This window comes from Lentibacillus sp. CBA3610, from assembly GCF_013373365.1.
Classification (GTDB): Bacteria; Bacillota; Bacilli; order Bacillales; family Amphibacillaceae; genus Lentibacillus.
Genome location: NZ_CP035925.1, coordinates 2,681,306 through 2,699,319 on the forward strand (window position 1 = coordinate 2,681,306; position 18,014 = coordinate 2,699,319).

10 protein-coding genes and 2 pseudogenes are annotated in these 18,014 nt (G+C 39.9%); 6 read left to right on the forward strand and 6 right to left on the reverse strand.

The genetic code is table 11. The features are described from left to right. Positions 1 to 15 precede the first annotated feature (15 nt). The 3 genes from Len3610_RS13180 to Len3610_RS13190 all read right to left on the reverse strand — a co-directional run bounded on the left by Len3610_RS13180 (position 16) and on the right by Len3610_RS13190 (position 3,231). Positions 16 to 1,035, reverse strand: coding sequence for a site-specific integrase (locus Len3610_RS13180; RefSeq protein ID WP_176448362.1), 1,020 nt, complete (start codon positions 1,033 to 1,035; stop codon positions 16 to 18). Continuing rightward, entirely contained in the window at positions 1,032 to 1,829 is a 798-nt protein-coding gene (locus Len3610_RS13185) for a tyrosine-type recombinase/integrase (RefSeq protein WP_255259615.1), read from the reverse strand. Before Len3610_RS13185 ends, Len3610_RS13180 begins: the two co-directional genes overlap by 4 nt. Before the next feature lie 199 nt (positions 1,830 to 2,028). Continuing rightward, the gene (locus tag Len3610_RS13190; RefSeq protein ID WP_255259616.1) at positions 2,029 to 3,231 is read right to left on the reverse strand and encodes a site-specific integrase; all 1,203 of its coding nucleotides are present in this window, start codon (positions 3,229 to 3,231) and stop codon (positions 2,029 to 2,031) included. A 164-nt stretch (positions 3,232 to 3,395) separates the two neighbouring features. Between Len3610_RS13190 and Len3610_RS13195 the strand changes: the two are divergent. From Len3610_RS13195 to Len3610_RS13220, 6 genes and pseudogenes are all read left to right on the forward strand, one after another. Further along, positions 3,396 to 3,893: pseudogene (locus tag Len3610_RS13195) on the forward strand (Mu transposase C-terminal domain-containing protein); the annotation flags it as partial. Next, positions 3,886 to 4,684: pseudogene (locus tag Len3610_RS13200) on the forward strand (ExeA family protein). The pseudogenes Len3610_RS13195 and Len3610_RS13200, both read left to right, overlap by 8 nt. Beyond that, entirely contained in the window at positions 4,684 to 4,953 is a 270-nt protein-coding gene (locus tag Len3610_RS13205; protein ID WP_176448364.1) for a DUF5348 domain-containing protein, read from the forward strand. The pseudogene Len3610_RS13200 and the gene Len3610_RS13205 overlap by 1 nt, the downstream one beginning before the upstream one ends. A gap of 136 nt (positions 4,954 to 5,089) precedes the next feature. Next, entirely contained in the window at positions 5,090 to 6,508 is a 1,419-nt protein-coding gene (locus Len3610_RS13210; protein WP_255259618.1) for a sodium:solute symporter family protein, read from the forward strand. Positions 6,509 to 6,550: 42 nt separating this feature from the next. After that, a complete protein-coding gene (locus tag Len3610_RS13215; protein WP_176448365.1) occupies positions 6,551 to 8,206 on the forward strand; it encodes an amidohydrolase in 1,656 nt (551 codons plus the stop codon). Positions 8,207 to 8,797: 591 nt separating this feature from the next. Beyond that, a complete protein-coding gene (locus Len3610_RS13220) occupies positions 8,798 to 9,787 on the forward strand; it encodes an IS30 family transposase (RefSeq protein WP_176448367.1) in 990 nt (329 codons plus the stop codon). Positions 9,788 to 9,958: 171 nt separating this feature from the next. Here the strand turns inward: Len3610_RS13220 and Len3610_RS13225 are convergent, their stop codons facing one another. From Len3610_RS13225 to Len3610_RS13235, 3 genes are all read right to left on the reverse strand, one after another. Then, on the reverse strand, positions 9,959 to 12,586 hold the full coding sequence (locus Len3610_RS13225) for a peptidoglycan-binding protein (RefSeq protein ID WP_176448368.1): 2,628 nt from the start codon (positions 12,584 to 12,586) through the stop codon (positions 9,959 to 9,961). A gap of 206 nt (positions 12,587 to 12,792) precedes the next feature. Then, positions 12,793 to 16,494: a peptidoglycan-binding protein gene (locus Len3610_RS13230; RefSeq protein ID WP_176448370.1), complete on the reverse strand. Its 3,702-nt coding sequence runs from the start codon at positions 16,492 to 16,494 to the stop codon at positions 12,793 to 12,795. Between the two features lie 196 nt (positions 16,495 to 16,690). After that, entirely contained in the window at positions 16,691 to 17,614 is a 924-nt protein-coding gene (locus Len3610_RS13235; RefSeq protein WP_176448371.1) for an N-acetylmuramoyl-L-alanine amidase, read from the reverse strand. Positions 17,615 to 18,014 lie beyond the last annotated feature (400 nt).

Sequence of the window (18,014 nt, forward strand, 5' to 3'; positions counted from 1 at the left end):
CATTATCATTTGTTCTTATTTATTGAAGCTGTTCAGCCACGTCAATAGGTTCTCATTTTCTTGCCACTCAGGTTCATCAGAAGGTGTTACATCAGTATATGCCTTCTCTATTGCTTCTCTTTTTTGTTTTGAATCTGTCTTGGCATAAATTTCTGTTACCTGTACAGAACTATGACCAAGAATATCTCTTATATATACAAGATTCACACCGGCTTGAAGTAGGTGCATTGCTTTTGAGTGTCTGAGACAATGGCAGGTAAACACTTCCGGAATCAATGTTTTATTTTCTTCCCGAGCTAAATTTTTGTATTTGGCTAATACATAATTCACCCCGGCTCTTGTCAGTTTCTCCTTTCTGTTATTGAAAAACAAAGGATATAAATTCGAAGAATTTTTTAAAAGGTCTTGTTCTTCCATATATCGCTTCAGTATTTGTACCGTTGGTTCCATTAAAGGTACAATCCTGGCTTTGTTTCCTTTGCCAATCAATTTTATAGTATAGGGTTTATCGAGCCGAACCATTGATGGTGTTAAGTCTATTATTTCCTGAACCCTGGCACCCGTTTCATACATGAGTGTTAATAAAGTTAAATCGCGGCGTCCAGCCGTTGTTTCTATATTTGGCATTTTTAACAGTAACTCTACCCCGTTAAGAGTTAGATAGTTTATGGTTTTCTTTTTTGTCCTTTTGACTGGAATAGAGAGGACTTTCTGCCATTCCAATAAATTATCCGGATTCTCGTATTGGAGATATTTAAAAAAGGAATGGATTGCTGCCAATCGCACATTTCTCGTCGCTGTGCTGCATCTACGCATTTTTTCCATCCAATCTAAATATTCCACCACTATATTTTTGGTTACCATATTCAAGGTCAAATTATCCGCAGGAATGTTCTTTTCATCGCTTAGGAAACGAAGAAAAAGAATAAACGTGTCTCTATAGGAGGCAATGGTGTTTTTGCTTGCTCCAGCTTCGCCTGGAAGATATTTTGTGAGAAACCTTGTAAGATAATAGGAAAAATCAGTAGGTTTCATTCTGACTTCACCTCCGGAAATAAATATGAACACAGATTATTTACATCTTGAATTAATTCCGGATACATATCCGAGGTTAATCTGACATACTTGTCCGTAGCTTCCAATGAATTGTGACCCAAATATTTAGACAGAATTGGGAGAGAATAGTATAGATCCAGTCCCTTACGGGACATTTCTGCCAATGAATGCACACTAAATGAATGTCTAAGGTCATGTACCCGTGGTCCCAAACCTTTCCCACCATGCGAGATACCGGCTTCCCAAAGAATTTTACGAAACCATCTATATACTGTGTCCGGGGCGTAACGGTTACCATTCAACTGTATAAAAAAGTAGCCCTCGGAGTCGTTTGAAGAAATATGAACTTTATATTGTTTACAAATCGTTATTAAAGAATCGGAAAGGGGAAGTATCCGGTCACATCCATTTTTCGTTTCCCTGACAATAATATAATTTTCGTCAAGGTTTACATCCTTATTTTTAAGTGACATTGCCTCATTTATCCTTAATCCGCAGCCGTAAATGACACGAAAAACGACAGGAAGGATAAATTTCATATTAGATTTACCATTTACCTTGATCGTATCACAAGCAGTAAAAAATGATTTTAGCTCATCTTTTGAAAAAATATATGGTGTGAAAGTTGTCTGATACTTTTTAGGCGTTCTCGGAATGTAAGACTGATAGCCTAATTGATTCAGGTAGATGCAAAAGTTGGCAATATCATTAACTCTTTTATAGCGCGTGACGTCAGATTCATTCGGGCGTTTTTCTTTCCATTTCTCTGCCAATCCTTTCGTCAAACCGATTGAAGTTGCGCCGTTATTGATTGTAAAATCGTCAAACGTTTTTGAAGTATAAGTGTTGCTCAGGCATTAGCCCATATTTCTTTTGAATGCTATATATTTGCTCAATCAAAATAAGCATTGACTCCTGATAGTTCCATCTCAGTTCACCTCCTGGTAATTGAGGTGATTGATTTTAGTACCTCTAGGCGCATTGCCGAAGAGATGTAAGATCAATTCTGAGATAAGTTTGTACTCCTCCGTATTTCGAATGTCCAAGTACCTCCGAAATAACTGGAATTGGTGTCTTCTGTTCCAGAAGAATTCCCGCGAGACTGTGCCGCAATGCATGTGGTCCATGCTTTTTTTGATCAATATTGCTAATACCTGCGCGCTTTAAATAAAAGGAAACTATACTGTGAAGCGTAGGTTCTTCAAGTTTGTCATATGGTTGTTGAGCACGTAAAAATATATACGGAAGGTCTGACATAGGCCTTCCGTATTTCAGATAATCGATAATCGCGTTTCCGAGCTCAACTAAAAGAGGGAGTTCGATTTTTTCTTGGGTTTTTCTTTGAGTAAGGTGTATTGTATTGGTTCCCCAATGTATATTTTCAAATTTCAAACCACAGATATCTGAAGCCCTTAATCCGAGCCTGGCCGCTAATAGTATCATAGCGATATCCCTTTTGCCTTTGGGGCTGGCCGTATCCACGGCGTTCAACAGAAGTTCCACCTCATCTTTTGTATAGGTTGTAGGAAGACGTGCTTCTTTTCTATATCTGCTTTTAGGTACAAGATACGTTAAATCGGAATCTAAATATTCAGTATCAAATAAATACCTTAGAAAGCAACGCAATGAACAAAGTGTACAATGAATCGTTGATTTTGAGGCAGAGCCAAGTCCGTTGATAAACCCCAGAATATGTTTTTTATCAAGATCAGATAGAGCCAAAACCCTGTTCGAATCAAGATAGCTCAAAAACCTGTGGAGATACAATTTGTTGTTATTTATAGTGTCTTCCGACAACCCTTGCGTGTTTCTGTAGGTTAAAAAATCCTGTATCAGGTTTCCTATTTCACCTTCAAATTTATATTCCTTTCGAACAGACCGGAATCTTATCATACCAGTGGTTTGGTACTCGGTGAGTACATTGGTGCTCCGTATTACGTCCTTTTCTTTCCTGCTAAGATCCGTATAGAATCTTTTGTTCAATACACTTGATATGAACACATCAGCTACCTTCGCATCAAAAAACTCTATTCGATGCTCTTCCATGAATTTCTTTAGAAGTTTCCATCCATTTTTGTAAACCCTGATTCTCACTTTGTGGTATGAAAGGCTGTTAAAATAAGCCTCTACCTCCGATGTAATTTCATAAAGTGTTTGTTTCTTTTCACCCATCATTATGAAGACCTCCCGATATTTTATTAGGCAACTGCCTATCTTTAATATCGGTTGATAATGTAAAGTAAATCAACTAAAAACACTGGATTTTACGTGAATAAATTAATTTACTTTACATTACCATTTACTATACATAACCTTTTTTATGCAAAGCTTTGCATAAAAAAGGGAAAATAGAAAGGGTATTCAAAACGATACAAACACGGTTTTATCCGTTATTAAAGGCCAATCCCGTACATTCCCTAGAGGAATTAAATGAACGATTTTGGGAATGGTTGGAGGTGGATTATCATCGTAAAAAGCATGCATCGCTAGATGGTAAAACACCTCATCAACTATTCCAATCTCAATTAGATAATATCACGTTTATAGAGGATTTGTCCATTTTGGACACGATCTTTTTAAAGCGCGCGGAGCGTAAAGTGAAGCTGGATGGAACTATAACATTAGAAAAAAAGTTATACGAGGTGCCATCTAAGTATATCGGACAGAAAATCGAGGTTCGATTGGATGAACAAGCCGTATATGTTTTTGAAGATGGCCAAAAAGTGACAGAAGCCACTCCGGTTACCATACATGACAATGCGCATGTGAAACGGGGGCCATCACCGTTCGCCGTTTCCGATACCAAGCATCAGGGGGAGGAAACGGATCATGTATAAACCATTTTATTCACTGGCAAGAGAACCATTTTCAAAGGATACGCAATCGGCTGATGCGTTTCACTCAACAAGCTACCAGGAAGCCCTTAACGGCCTTGAATATTTACAGAAATCCAAGGGGATTGGTTTGATCATTGGTGACCGGGGCCGGTAAGACATTTACCTTACGGTCCTTCAAGGAATCGCTTAATCCTGCATTATACCATGTGGTCTATTTTCCATTGTCCACTGGTGGTGTTATGGATTTCTACCGTGGTCTGGCATATGGGCTAGGTGAGGAACCCAAGTTTCGCAAAGTCGATTTATTTCGCCAAATTCAGCAGGGAATTGAACGGATGGACCAGGAGCGCAAAGTCACACCGGTTTTTATTCTGGATGAAATGCATATGGCAAAGGATGCATTTTTACAGGATTTAGCAATCCTTTTCAATTTTCAGATGGATTCATCGAATCCTTTTATCCTTGTATTGGCCGGCCTTCCACATTTAAAAACACGATTAAATCTTAACCATCATCGGCCGTTGGCCCAGCGTATCGTTATGCGGTATCAATTACAGCCATTAAATAAAGATGATGTTTACGTTTATATTGATCATCATATGAAGTTGGCTGGAGCCAAGATGCCTATATTTACATCGGCTGCCCTTGAAGCGATCGCTTTGCGTTCACAAGGTTGGCCACGTCTTATCAACACCTTAACAATTAATAGTTTACTGTTCGGGGCGCAGCAAAAGAAAGAACAAATCGATGAAGAAATTGTTCAGATGGCTGTTGAGGAGAGTGGCCTATAATGCGGCGAGAAGGGGTAATGGTTTTTAATGAAATAGAACGAGCTTGGCGAATAAGAATTGGCGATGAGTTCTACGAAACGCTTCCAGGAATGAATTTAGAAATCGGCATTCAACATCGCTATTACGAAGCATGCTTTGAGATAGATTACGGTGATTGGTTCGTGACACTTGAAGACGATGTGGATTTTTCGCTTCGGCTGGTCGAAGAATATAAAGTGCTAATTTCAGAAGAAGAAGAATTAATTCCGGCGTTCGATCTCCCATTTTGACGGGGGATCTTTTTTTACCGATTCGGATGCGGAATAATATGCTCAATTATTTTCAAATCTGAAATAAAGTGAGTAATAGAGCACATTATCTCAGATTTTAAGCTGAATTAATCTGATATTTAGTATCTGGAATAATGTGCTGATTTACATTATTGGCATTTTCGCCATAAGTATATATTATTCAAGAAAAATTAAAACGGCTGATGAATATACAATGGCCAATTTCAGCCTTGGCTTTTTTCCCATTTGCGGAACGATTATTGCCACTTCCTTAGGCTCTGCAGCAGTAATTGGTTCTTCTGGTAAAGGATTCGAAATAGGGATTGGCTGGATACTGACGAAATTTCCGGTTGCATTATTTTCTATATTGTTAGCAGTGGTATTGGGTTCAACCATTCGCAAATTAAAACTGTATACATTGCCCGACTTATTTGTCCGGCGGTTTGGCAAAGCTTCCGGTATTATCCCCTCCCTGATCATTAGCATCCTATACATGACGCCAACATTCGGGATGCAAATCGTCGGAATGGGGTCGGTTTTAACGATTGCTTTTGATGTCTCCGTTACGACGGCGATGCTAATCGGGTTTGTCATTTGTGTCATGTTCACATTAATGGGCGGTTTGCCGAGTGTTGCCTGGACCGACGCTGTACAATCGGTTCTGATTCTCGCAGGTTTAATTTTCTTGTTTGTTCTGGGACTGAATTATGTTGGTGGCGCCGATGTCGTTATCAGTAACACATCATCTGACACATTAAATCTTTTCAGTATGGAAACGACTGAACTGATTAACTACTTGATTATATTCGGGCCATTTTATTTGGTATGGCAAACATCCTGGCAGCGCATCGCGGCTGCAAAAACTGAAAAAATTGCTGTCAGGGCTGTATCAACCGGATTTATTATTACATTTATCATAGCTTTTTTCTCAATCGGAATCGGGATTATTGCACAACAAGTTCTGCCGGCTGGCACAGACCCTGACCTAGTGTATACCGAATTTCTTGCAGCTGTGGCCCACCCGGCTATTGGCGGTTTGTTCATGGTATCTCTTTTTGCGGCTGTATTAACCGGGGCAACATCTTTCCTCCTAAGTGGTGCGATGAATATTTCCAAAGACATTTATCAAGGCTGGATTAAACCAGATGCCACCAGTCGTGAGGTGCTTAAAATATCACGACTGTCTGTTGCGGGAATGGCTTTTATTGGCTTATTGGTCGCATTATTCATCACAGATGTGATCGCCATCTATTCGTATGCGTTAGCCTTATCAGCAATTACGATGGTTTTCCCAGTGCTTGCTGCGATGTTTTGGCGGCGGGCAACGAAACAAGGCGTGATTATCAGTGTCATTGGTTCACTTATTGTTTCTGTTATCTGGAGTTTGCTCGGGCAACCGTTTGGCTGGCATGAAATCATCCCGGGCATGATCACATCGTTTGTTTTACTTATCAGTGTCAGTCTGATGACGCAACATTCGGATGATGAAAACGTAGTGGCCTATTACTTTGATTTGAAAAACGAGGAAGACCCGGCACAGACGAACGTATCTTAACGGCATGAGGTATCATTGCCAAATAAAAAGGAGAGATATTTGATGCATGAAGTTGAATTACTATTTACAAACGCGAATGTCTTAACGATGGACGATGCCAATCCCCGAGCTGGATCGATTGCTATCAGTGATGGTGTGATTGCAGGCATATGGAATGACCCCGAACCGCCCAAACATGAGGTGGACATAACCAAAAACACAGCGGTTATTAATTTGCACGGAGCCACGTTATTGCCAGGTTTTATTGATACGCACAACCATATTTTAATGTATGCGTTGATGGCCGATAAAATTAACTGCGGCACACCTCCTAACCACAGTATCACTGATATCTTAAGTGCGATTAGGCAAAGAGCGCTGGAAACAGTGGACGGCAATTGGATAGAGGGTTACGGTTTTGATGACACACTTGTTGAAGAAAAGCGTCATATACTGCGACGTGAGTTAGATGACGCTGCGCCAAATAATCCTGTGTTTATCAGACATATCTCCGGTCATCTGGGCTATGCCAATTCACTTGCTTTGGAGTACGCAGGTTTACATGATGATATTTCCGATCCAAAGTCAGGTCATTTTGGCCGGGATGAAAATGGTCGTTTGAATGGCGTTTTATACGAATATGATGCGACCGACCCTGTTTCCCAACTAATACCAGACAAAACAATTGACAAAAAAGTTGACGATCTCGGAAAAGCAGCCAAAGAATATTTAGCACATGGCATAACGACTAACTCAGATGCTAAAGTAAGCAATCTGAACGAGCTTGATGTTCACCTGAAGGCAGCCAGACAGGGTGTCAATCCAATGCGAACCCGCCTTATGGTCATGCATAATCTTCTCTCAGATGGTGCGGCATTTGGCAATTATTCAGCCAATCAACTAAATCGGGAAATACAGGATAAATCAGGCGGGTTAGCCACACTGGATAGCGCCAAAATGTTTCAGGACGGCTCCATTCAAGGTCTGACCGGTGCATTGAGAAGTCCTTATTATAATGATGCGAAACATTATGGCGATCTCATTCATGATCAGGAATCATTTCAAGAAGAAGTCCTTGATTTACATCAGCGAGGGTACCGGGTAACCACTCACGGGAATGGTGATCGTGCCATAGGCTCCATTATCGACGTCTATGACTATGCTTTGGAAAAACACCCCAAAACAGGACATAAGCACAGGATTGAGCATGTCCAATCAGGTACACCGGAAGACATAAGAAGGATGGGAATGTTGGGGATTGCCGGATCCTTTTTCATCAATCATGTCTATTACTGGGGAGATCGACATGAGGGGATATTTCTCGGACCTGAACGTGCACGACGAATCAGTCCGCTGGCAGATGCCATAGATCAAAACTTGCTTTTCACCTTACATTCCGATTGTCCGGTCACGCCCATCTCACCACTTTTTTCTGTCTGGGCTGCAGTCAATCGGGTAACGCGAGATGGTAATATTCTTGGACCAGAACAACGAATTGATGTCATGACAGCACTGAAATCAATGACCATATATGGGGCGCAATTGAATTTCGAGGAAGAACAATCCGGCAGTATAGAAGTTGGTAAACAAGCTGATTTCGCGGTATTGGATAAAGATCCAACCGCCGTGGATCCAATAGCAATAAAAGATATCTCAGTTCAGGGAACGTTTATTGGCGGAAAGCAGGTGTATGAGAAAGAGGGATTGGAGACAAGTTAAATTTAAATGGAATGGCTGCGTGGCGGCCATTCCATTGTTTTTCAGCAATAATTAGCTACAATGGGGAAACAAATTAATTTTTATTCAACTTTTAAATGTATATTGTAGTAGCCTGAAATAATATATAATGTTGTTGTACACAAAATTTCTGGAAGGGAACTAGTAATAAAATGTTAACCCATCGTAATATAATGAATGAAAAACAATACTATGAAAAATTAGGAATTGCTACAAACACAAAAAACTTTGACCGATACTATAAGGCTGGCCTTTTAAAAAACATTGATGAAACCTATGTATAAGAATTACAGGAATACTGGAAAAAGTATTATAATAAAGACATTAACCCGCAGTTGCCTATAGCATTCATGAACTTGACCGGCAAAAAAGAAAAGAGAACTGTACTAGGAACAATCATGTGGAGAGAGATAATTCCATTCTTCAACGATCAGAGCTTGTCTGCGTATCGTGATAAAAACATCTTTGGTTCATTGTAAAATGAAATGCAACAGCTAAATAAATAGAAAGCCATCGTGAAACCACGTATAATTAAGGTTGACTAAAACACAAAAGATACGGAGGTAATTCACGATGACTCAACCCTATTCTAACACGGAAGAACGTACATTTACACATTTAACAGAAATGGAAAGAGGACAAATAGCCGCCTATTTGGATGAAGGCGTTTCACTAAGGGAAATTGGCAGAAGAATGGGACGCGATGCGAGTACGATTTCACGTGAAAAGAACCGCGGAAGCGTACAGCAGATTGATACTAACTGCAAAACCTATACCACATACTACCCAGACGCCGGGGTCCGTGTTTACGAGGAAAACCGTGAGAATTGTTGTGGGCATTCTACTATGGCGGCTGCGCGGGATTTTATTGAGTTTGCAGAAGAAAAAATCCTGGGAGACGAATGGTCCCCTGATGTAATCGTGGGTTATGCGAATAGGCAGAAGCAATTTGACTATGTCCCTTCGACGAAGACATTATACAACTGGATAGACGAAGGTAAGTTGTCGGTGATCAATATGGATTTGGAGCTGAAACTCCGCCGCTCAACGAAGAAGACAAAACCCCGTAAAAATAAAAAACTTCTTGGGACGAGCATTGAAGAGCGCCCCGAATCCATAGATAACAGGGAGGAATTTACCCATCACCCCACAACAAACTATAGGTTTGATAACCTTGGAAAAATGGAAAATTTTGACAAGTTCAAAACCTTTGTAATTGATCTACATAAAGACATCCTTCATCATGATTTTGTATCATGGGATATTGCTGTAGGTATTGATGGCCAACCTATCTTCATTGAAGCAAACTTTGCTGGCGCTACATGCCTTTATCAACTTGCTGCTCAACGTCCTTTGTTTGGTGACCTCACAGAGGAAATCATTCAATATGTCGCTAACGAAATCAAAAAAAATGAATATAGAGATGTTCACTCAAAATATGCTCAAATAAAGGATAAAAACAAATTACTTAGAGAGCGTAATAAAAGACTTATTCGAAATAATAAAAATCTAAAAGCTAAGAATACAGAATTAGAAGCTAATTTAACTAATCAAAAAAAATGAGTATAAAAAAGTACAAATTAAATACAAGAAAATATTGAATAGTAGAACTTGGCGATATACCCTTCCAATTCGGAAAGCTGCAAGTAAATTCAAGCGTAATTAAAAAGTAGTTCTAGTATATAAATAAAGTAAAGCTGACTTATCTAGGTTACTAAGTCAGCTTTTACTATGCTATCTGTATACTGGAATTTCCATGCTCAAAGTATCTAATCCAATTTGCTGGTACAAGTTATACATTGAGCCTATTTGTTTAGATGCCCATCCGATATCTGTCGCGTATTGACGACCAAATTTCCCCGTTTCATCCATAGCTAACGGATTCCAGCGCATTTTATACAAAGTGTTTTGTCCATCTTTAATATATCTATTCCCGATAAAAGCACCGCCACCTATTATTGCTTTCTCGGGTGTTGTCCATCCTTCTTCAAAAGCTCTTTTAGCTCCATCCCTTAATGGTTTGCTATCATTAGCATCGATTCCAAACATATTATAGACTGTGGTAGCCGTCTTATTTGTATTAGCAATATCACCATTGGAGTCTCTTGTAATATTGCCGTTTTTATCGACGGGAACCCCTGATGCAAGTGTTGATGTGCCATTTCCGGTTTCTAATGATGCATGGGATACTAAGTAAATATCATTTATTCCATTGATACGAGCAGCATCAATGAATGCTTGTCCCATCCCATCAAGTGTACCTTTACCTCTTAAAAATTGATCCAATTTATCAGCGGCTATATAACTCGGTCGGGATAAATCTAAAAATTGGAACTGCTGAATAGAGTCGTTAATAAAGTTATTCGGATTTAAATAATAAAACACATCATCTGGTTTAGCGTTAACCCATTGATGGTTTTCTGTATACTCAATTTTGTACCATCCACTTACTTCTTCTATTATAGTAATTTTCGTACCTTCATTTATTTGCCCTACGGTCCAATAATTTGTACCGGGGCCACCCCTTACATTTAATACATCAGCGGTCACCTCATTGTTGTTGTTGATATATGACTTAGAAACATAGGTATCATATTCTTTATCCGTTTGAGGTGTTGCTTTCAATTGAATATCTAAGGCGTCAGATAGTGTTAAGTCATAATGAGTGTATGATATAGATGCAAGAGCTTCTTCTATTGTTACTAGAGTTTTTTCTCTAGCTATACCATCCACTCTAAGACCATGAGCTTCCTGGAAGTCCTCCACAACACTTGCGGTGACACTGCCATAATATTGGCTTGGGTTCGACCAGTTCGCAAAACCTAATTCGGTCAAGTTCTCTTTGAGTTCTACTACTGGATTGCCCCTGTCACCATTTCGATACGGCGGTTTCAGAACCTCAGATATCTTATTACGTGTCCCTTCATCGGCTATACCTGTAACGGGGAGATTATAATAATCCTGGAAATCTTCCACCACATCAGCTGTTATACTGCCATAGTATTGTGTTGGGTCCGACCAATTCGCAAAACCAAGGCTTGTCAAATCCTCTTTTAAGGTCACGACATGATCACCGCTGTCTCCCTCTTCGTAATATGGGTCGTTTGTTAGTGCTTCCTCTATTTTTGACAGCGTGTTTTGGCCGGCTATTCCATCCACTGTAAGGTCATGGGCTGACTGAAAGTCTTCCACTACACCTGCGGTAACACTGCCATAATATTGACTTGGGTTAGACCAGTTCGCAAATCCTAATTCCACTAACTTTTCTTTGAGCTCGACTACCGGATCTCCTCTATCGCCATCCCGATAAGGCGGATTCAGAACTTCCTCTATTTTATCCCGTGTAGTTTTATCGGCGATACCAGTAACCTCAAAGCCATAATAATCCTGAAAATCTTCCACCACTCCGGCGGTGATATTCCCATAATATTTACTCGGAGATGACCAGTTCGCAAAACCAAGAATGGTTAGATCCTCTTTCAAGGCTACTATGTGATCTCCGCTGTCACCATCTCGGTATTGGGGATTAGTTAGCTCCTCTTCGATTTTTGCCAATGTGCTCTGACCGGCTGTGCCATCTACTTTAAGACCGTATGATGCTTGAAAGTCTTCCACCACACCAGCTGTAACGCTACCATAGTATTGACTTGGATTAGACCAGTTCGCAAAACCTAATTCCACTAACTTTTCTTTGAGCTCGACTACCGGATCTCCTCTATCGCCATCCCGATAAGGCGGATTCAGAACTTCCTCTATTTTATCCCGTGTAGTTTTATCGGCGATACCAGTAACCTCAAAGCCATAATAATCCTGAAAATCTTCCACCACTCCGGCAGTGATATTCCCATAATATTTACTCGGAGATGACCAGTTCGCAAAACCAAGAATGGTTAACTTCTCTTTTAATGTTACTATATGGGGGCCCTGATCACCCTCTTGATACTCATTCACACTAAGCAGTCCAAGAGATGTATCGGTATTCGGCTCTTGGTGAACTTCTTCATCTTCTGCAGACTCATCAGTGTTTTTTGGTTCGGCTGTTTTCCTGCTTTGGTCCTCTTTCTCTGTGTCTTCTTCTGGTGTTTCACTTGGTATATCTTTTCCTGATTTGGCTGTTTCTTCACCGTTTTCGTCTCCTGATTTATCCGGTTTTTCATCCTCGTTAGCTTTCGGCTGCTCTGGCGATATTTCATTTGGTTCTATATCTGTGTCTTCTGATTCATCTTTTTGTTCATCTGAATCAGACTTCACTTCTGTTTTTGCCTTGTCTGTTTCTCCTTCTGTTGCCTCAACTATGTATGGACTAAAGTGGAACAGAGAAAACATGAAAGCTAAAAGAATCATAAAAGCTCTTAATTTCACTTCAGTTTCACCTCCTTCTATTAATTTGAAATACTATTATATTATCGACTAGATCTCGATATTTTTCAACAAGATTTTTGATAATTTATCTTATTGGTAACCATTTTAATGGAGTTTGTGTGAAATTGGGTATCTATCACTCTTCCCATCATCAACACAAAAAAGGAGCCTGGTTCTTTTATGAGCCAGGCTGAAAAATAATTTACTTAATTAAATGCTGGAAAACTAAACCGTAAGGCTGGGTCTTCCAGTAACGAATACAGATTTTTAATATCATTAATTTGCTTCGTTGCCCAACCTATGTCAGTTGCATACTGATGTGGTGGATATTCGAAATTCCACCTCATTTTATAAATTGTGTTTTGACTATACTCATTGTGAATATAACTTTCACCAATATATTCAGATCCACCGACAATTGCCTTATCCGGTGAGAACCATCCTTCCTGATATGCACGGACAGAACCTCGAGTATTTGTGTTAACGTCTACTGCACCAATACCAAACATATTATAGGTTGTTTCTATATCATAAACTTCATCGCGGTCAATGGTAACATCTTCTTCGATAGACCATTCACCTTCCCCATCGTATCTTGCTATATCAATTTGACCTGGTTTGAATGAAACCCAGGTACTTTTATCCAGTTTACCTACCTGTATACTGCCATTAGATAAGACGGATGTGCCGTTACCTGTTTCATGAAGAGCATGGGATATCAAGTAAATCTCATTAACCGAATGCTCTTGTGATCCATTAATGAATGATTGGCCTGTACCTTCCAATTCACCTGCGCCATCCAAAACATTATTAAGGTTATTTGCTTCTACTCCAGAGTATTCGGAAAGTAGCAAATGTTGGAAGATATCATGATTATTTGGATTCATATAGTATTCAACTTCATTAGCTGTAGGGTTTCTCCATGAACCATATGATATCTCATGCCAGACATCACCCTCATTTACAACATTCACAGCAGTTCCTTCTTCAAGAGTTGCATAAACATGGCTTCCTGCATCTTTTTCTGCACGAATATTTACTTGTGCCGTTGTAACTGCTTCACCTGAGTCATTAATAGAAATGTATTCACTGGAAACATAAGCAGGAGCATTACGATATTGGTCGGTTTGTTGAAACCTACCCATTTGAATCTCGAGTGCTTCTTCATATGTCATATCATGTTGTGTATAGCTTACTTCAGAGTTTTGTTTAGTTATTTCTGAATTTATTCTTTCTAATGTGTCCTGATCTACAACACCAGTCACATGTAAACCATAGGTCGCTTGGAAATCCTCAACTACCCCGGCGGTTATACTACCATAATATGGTGTTGGGTCTGACCAATTAGCGAAACCTAAAGCAGTTAAATTCTCTTTCAAGGTTACTATATGGCCACCGCTATCCCCATTCTGATATAAGGTTGACAAAAATTCATCTAACTTTGAAAGAGTTGTTGTATCAGCTTTGCCGGTAATTCGTAATCCATAAGCATCTTGGAATTCCTCAACTACGCCTGCTGTCACATTACCATAGTATTGACTCGGATTTGTCCAATTCGCAAAACCTAGTGTTGTTAAGTTTTCCTTTAGTCCCACTACTGGGTTCCCTCTATCTCCATTCTGGAAAGCTGGGGTAAGCACTTCTTCTATCTTTGATAAAGTTGCTGGATATGCAGTACCTGTTACAGGCAAATTATAGTAGTCTTGGAAGTCTTCCACTACACTAGCGGTTATACTACCATAATATAATGTTGGATCTGACCAGTTCGCAAATCCTAAACGTGTTAAGTCCTCTTTCAAGGTTACAACATGATCACCACTACCCCCAGGTCTATATTGTGGTTCACTAGAAAGAACTTTTTCTACCTCTTCCAGTGTATCTTCATCAGCCACCCCATCTTGGGTTAGACCATATACTGATTGGAATCTTTCTACAACACTAGAAGTTACACTGCCGTAAAATTGACTTGGGTTAGACCAGTTTGCGAACCCTAATTCCACTAACTTTTCCTTGAGTTCTACTACTGGATTCCCTCTGTCTCCATTCTGATAAGGTGGTTTTAGTACTTCCTCTATTTTATCTCGTGTATCTTTATTAGCTATCCCGTTGGCGTTAAGTCCATAATATTTCTGAAAATCTTCCACAACTCCAGCTGTTATGCTGCCATAATATTGACTTGGAGATGACCAGTTTGCAAAACCCAAAGCAGTTAAGTCTTCTTTTAATTCTACTACATGATCACCCTGGTCGCCTTCCCGATATCTCGGGTCTGGCAGTACCTTTTCCATTTCTTCTAATGTGTTTTCATCAGCTATTCCGTCCGGTTCGAGACCGTAAGTCGCCTGAAAATCTTCTACAACTCCAGCAGTTATACCTCCATAGTATTGACTCGGATTAGACCAATTTGCAAAACCTAATTCTGTCAGTTTTTCTTTGAGTTCTACAATTGGATCTCCTCTGTCACCACTTCGATACGGTGGGTTCAGAACTTCCTCTATTACAACCCGTGTCTCTTCACCGGCAATCCCCGTAACGTTCAGGCCATAATATTCCTGGAAATCTTCCACTACACCGGCAGTGATACTCCCATAATATTTACTCGGAGATGACCAGTTCGCAAAACCAAGGCTTGTTAGGTCCTCTTTCAAGGCTATTATGTGGTCCCCGCTATCCCCATCCCGGTATTGTGGATCAGATAACACCTCATTGATTTTTGACAATGTGTTTTGACCGGCTATCCCATCTTCTGTCATACCGTATGCAGTCTGGAAGTCTTTCACAATGCCGGCAGTAACACTGCCATAGTATTGGCTTGGGTTAGACCAGTTCGCAAATCCTAATTCCACTAAATCTTCTTTGAGCTCAACGACCGGATTGCCTCTGTCACCATTTCGATACGGTGGATTAAGAACTTCCTCTATTTTAGTCCGAGTCTCTTCACCGGCAGCGCCCGTGACTTTCAAACCATAATATTCCTGAAAATCTTCCACCACACCGGCAGTGATACTTCCGTAATACCTACTCGGAGATGACCAGTTTGCAAAACCAAGGCTTGTTAGGTCCTCTTTCAAGGCTACTATGTGGTCCCCGCTGTCGCCTACTTCATACTGTGGTTCTGGTTCGTCTGTCAGCAATTTATCTATTTTTGCCAAAGTATCCGCACCCGCTATTCCGTCAACTGTTAAATCGTTTGCGGATTGGAATTCTTCTACAACACCTTCTGTAGCCTCATCATAGATATGGCTAAGATCGGACCCGGACCAGTCTGCGAAACCCAATTCTACTAGATTTTCTTTTAACTCCGTTACTGACTCTCCCCTATCTCCTAATCGAAAGGGAGGTTCTAAAACTACATCTATGGTATTTCTTGTTGCTTCATCTGCAATACCAGTAACGTCCAAGTTATATTCACCTTGAAATTCCTTCACTGCGCTAACAGTCTCTTCATCATAAGTTGATGTAAGATCCTGCCAATCTGCAAATCCTAAACTAATTAATTTTTCTTTCAGTTCTTCTATGTGTTGCCCCTCATCGCCCTCATGATAAGGAAGAGGACCTTCTTCGTCGGTGCTATTAGTTTGAATTTGCAAATTTTTTGAGGAATCATTTACACTGCTGTCTTCACTTTCATTTGTTAAATTTTCTTCTTCTTTTTCTTCATCCTTTACAGGTATTTCTTCGTTTTTTGAGTCGCCCTCATCCTTACCAGAGTCAGACCCTTCATTTCCTTCTCCGCTTTCATCGTCTACTCCCATAGCGTCCTGGTTCTGTTCTTCTTGATAATTCTCTTCTCCATCTTTTGAACTATTATCTGTAACTTCTCCCGTTGCCCCTACTGCTACTGAACTAAAGTGGAATAAAGAAAACATCATAATAAATAGAACCATAGAATTTCTTAACTTTACCACTTTAGTATCACCTCCTTATAAAATATTAACAACACATTACAAATCTAGTATCTATTGTCAGCGATTAATTGTCAATATATTTAACAAATTTTTGTAATGTATTGTCAAAAACCGAGAAGAAAACTGTATTTTAGACCATCTGAAAAAGAGATGAACCAAGTCAAAAGGCTCATCTCTTAACGTTTTTTCTATTAACCTATCTTCTCTCTAAATTAAATGAATTAGCAATTGCATCAGCTGTAACTTTTCCAAGTTCTTTTCGATAACCCGAATCTTGCAATAGTGTGTTCTCAGCCCAGTTATCTATAAACAAAAGCTCCAGCAAAATGGCTGACATTGTGGTATTACGTAACACATTAAAGTTTCTACTTTTCATTCCACGGTTATCTATATTATTCCTTTTGTTTAATTCATCGGCTATATAGTGATGAATTTGTTCTTGTTTTTCTATCGTGTTTGCCGAAACATTACCATCATATATATAGCTTTCGAAACCGTGTGCTGATCCATTATAAGCGTTATTGTGTATACTGACGAAATAATCAGCATCCCAGTCGTTTGCCATTTGAGCTCTTTCTTCCAACTCTACAAATGTATCTGTTGTACGAGATATGTTCACATTGGCTCCTTTGTATTCGGATTCCAGAACTTCTACAGTTTCTAATGCTATATCCAGGACAACATCTTTCTCGTTTAAGCCAAAACCTCGACCACCAGTATCATGATCCCCATGTCCCGGGTCAATAAATATTTTGACTACATTATTTTCAATGGTCTCTAATGTGATTTTATCAGCGCCTCCAGTAACTTCCAATCCATATGCCGATTGGAAGTCTTCGACCACTCCGGCAGTTATGGGACCATAATAAGGTGTCGGATCTGACCAATTCGCAAACCCGAGAGCTGTTAAATCCTCTTTCAGAGCGACAATATGATCACCGCTGTCTCCTTCTCGATACCTTGATGATAATGCTTCATCAATTTTTTCCAATGTATCTTGACCGGCTATCCCATCCACTGTAAGGTCATGGGCTGACTGAAAGTCTCCAATACACCTGCCGTGAGCTGCCATAATATTGGCTTGGTTCAGACCAGTTTCGCAAAACCTTAATTTAGTCAAGTTCTCTTTCAGTTTTTTACTACTGATCGCCCTGTCACCATTTCGATACGGCGGGATTTCAGAACTCAAACATCTATTTACGTGTTCCTTTCATCAGCTATACCTTGTAATGGGGAGATTAATAATCCTGGAATCTTCCCACCACGCCAGCTGTTATACTCCATAGGAGTGTGTTGGATCCGACCAATTTCGCAAAACCAAGACTAGTTTAGATCCTCTTTTCAAGGCTACTATGTGGTCCCCGCTGTCTCCCTCTTCATAATATGGGTCGTTCTGTTTAGTGCTTCCTCTATTTCTGACAAGCGTATTTGACCGGCTATCCATCCACTGTAGATCATGGGCTGATTGGAAGTCTTCCACTACACCTGCGGTGACACTGCCGTAATATTGACTTGGTTAG

Coding starts and splice junctions, on each gene's coding strand:
- Len3610_RS13220 (WP_176448367.1), top strand. CDS start 8,798: ATGACTCAACCCTATTCTAACACGGAAGAACGTACATTTACACATTTA.
- Len3610_RS13180 (WP_176448362.1), bottom strand. CDS start 1,035: ATGAAACCTACTGATTTTTCCTATTATCTTACAAGGTTTCTCACAAAA.
- Len3610_RS13205 (WP_176448364.1), top strand. CDS start 4,684: ATGCGGCGAGAAGGGGTAATGGTTTTTAATGAAATAGAACGAGCTTGG.
- Len3610_RS13190 (WP_255259616.1), bottom strand. CDS start 3,231: ATGATGGGTGAAAAGAAACAAACACTTTATGAAATTACATCGGAGGTA.
- Len3610_RS13215 (WP_176448365.1), top strand. CDS start 6,551: ATGCATGAAGTTGAATTACTATTTACAAACGCGAATGTCTTAACGATG.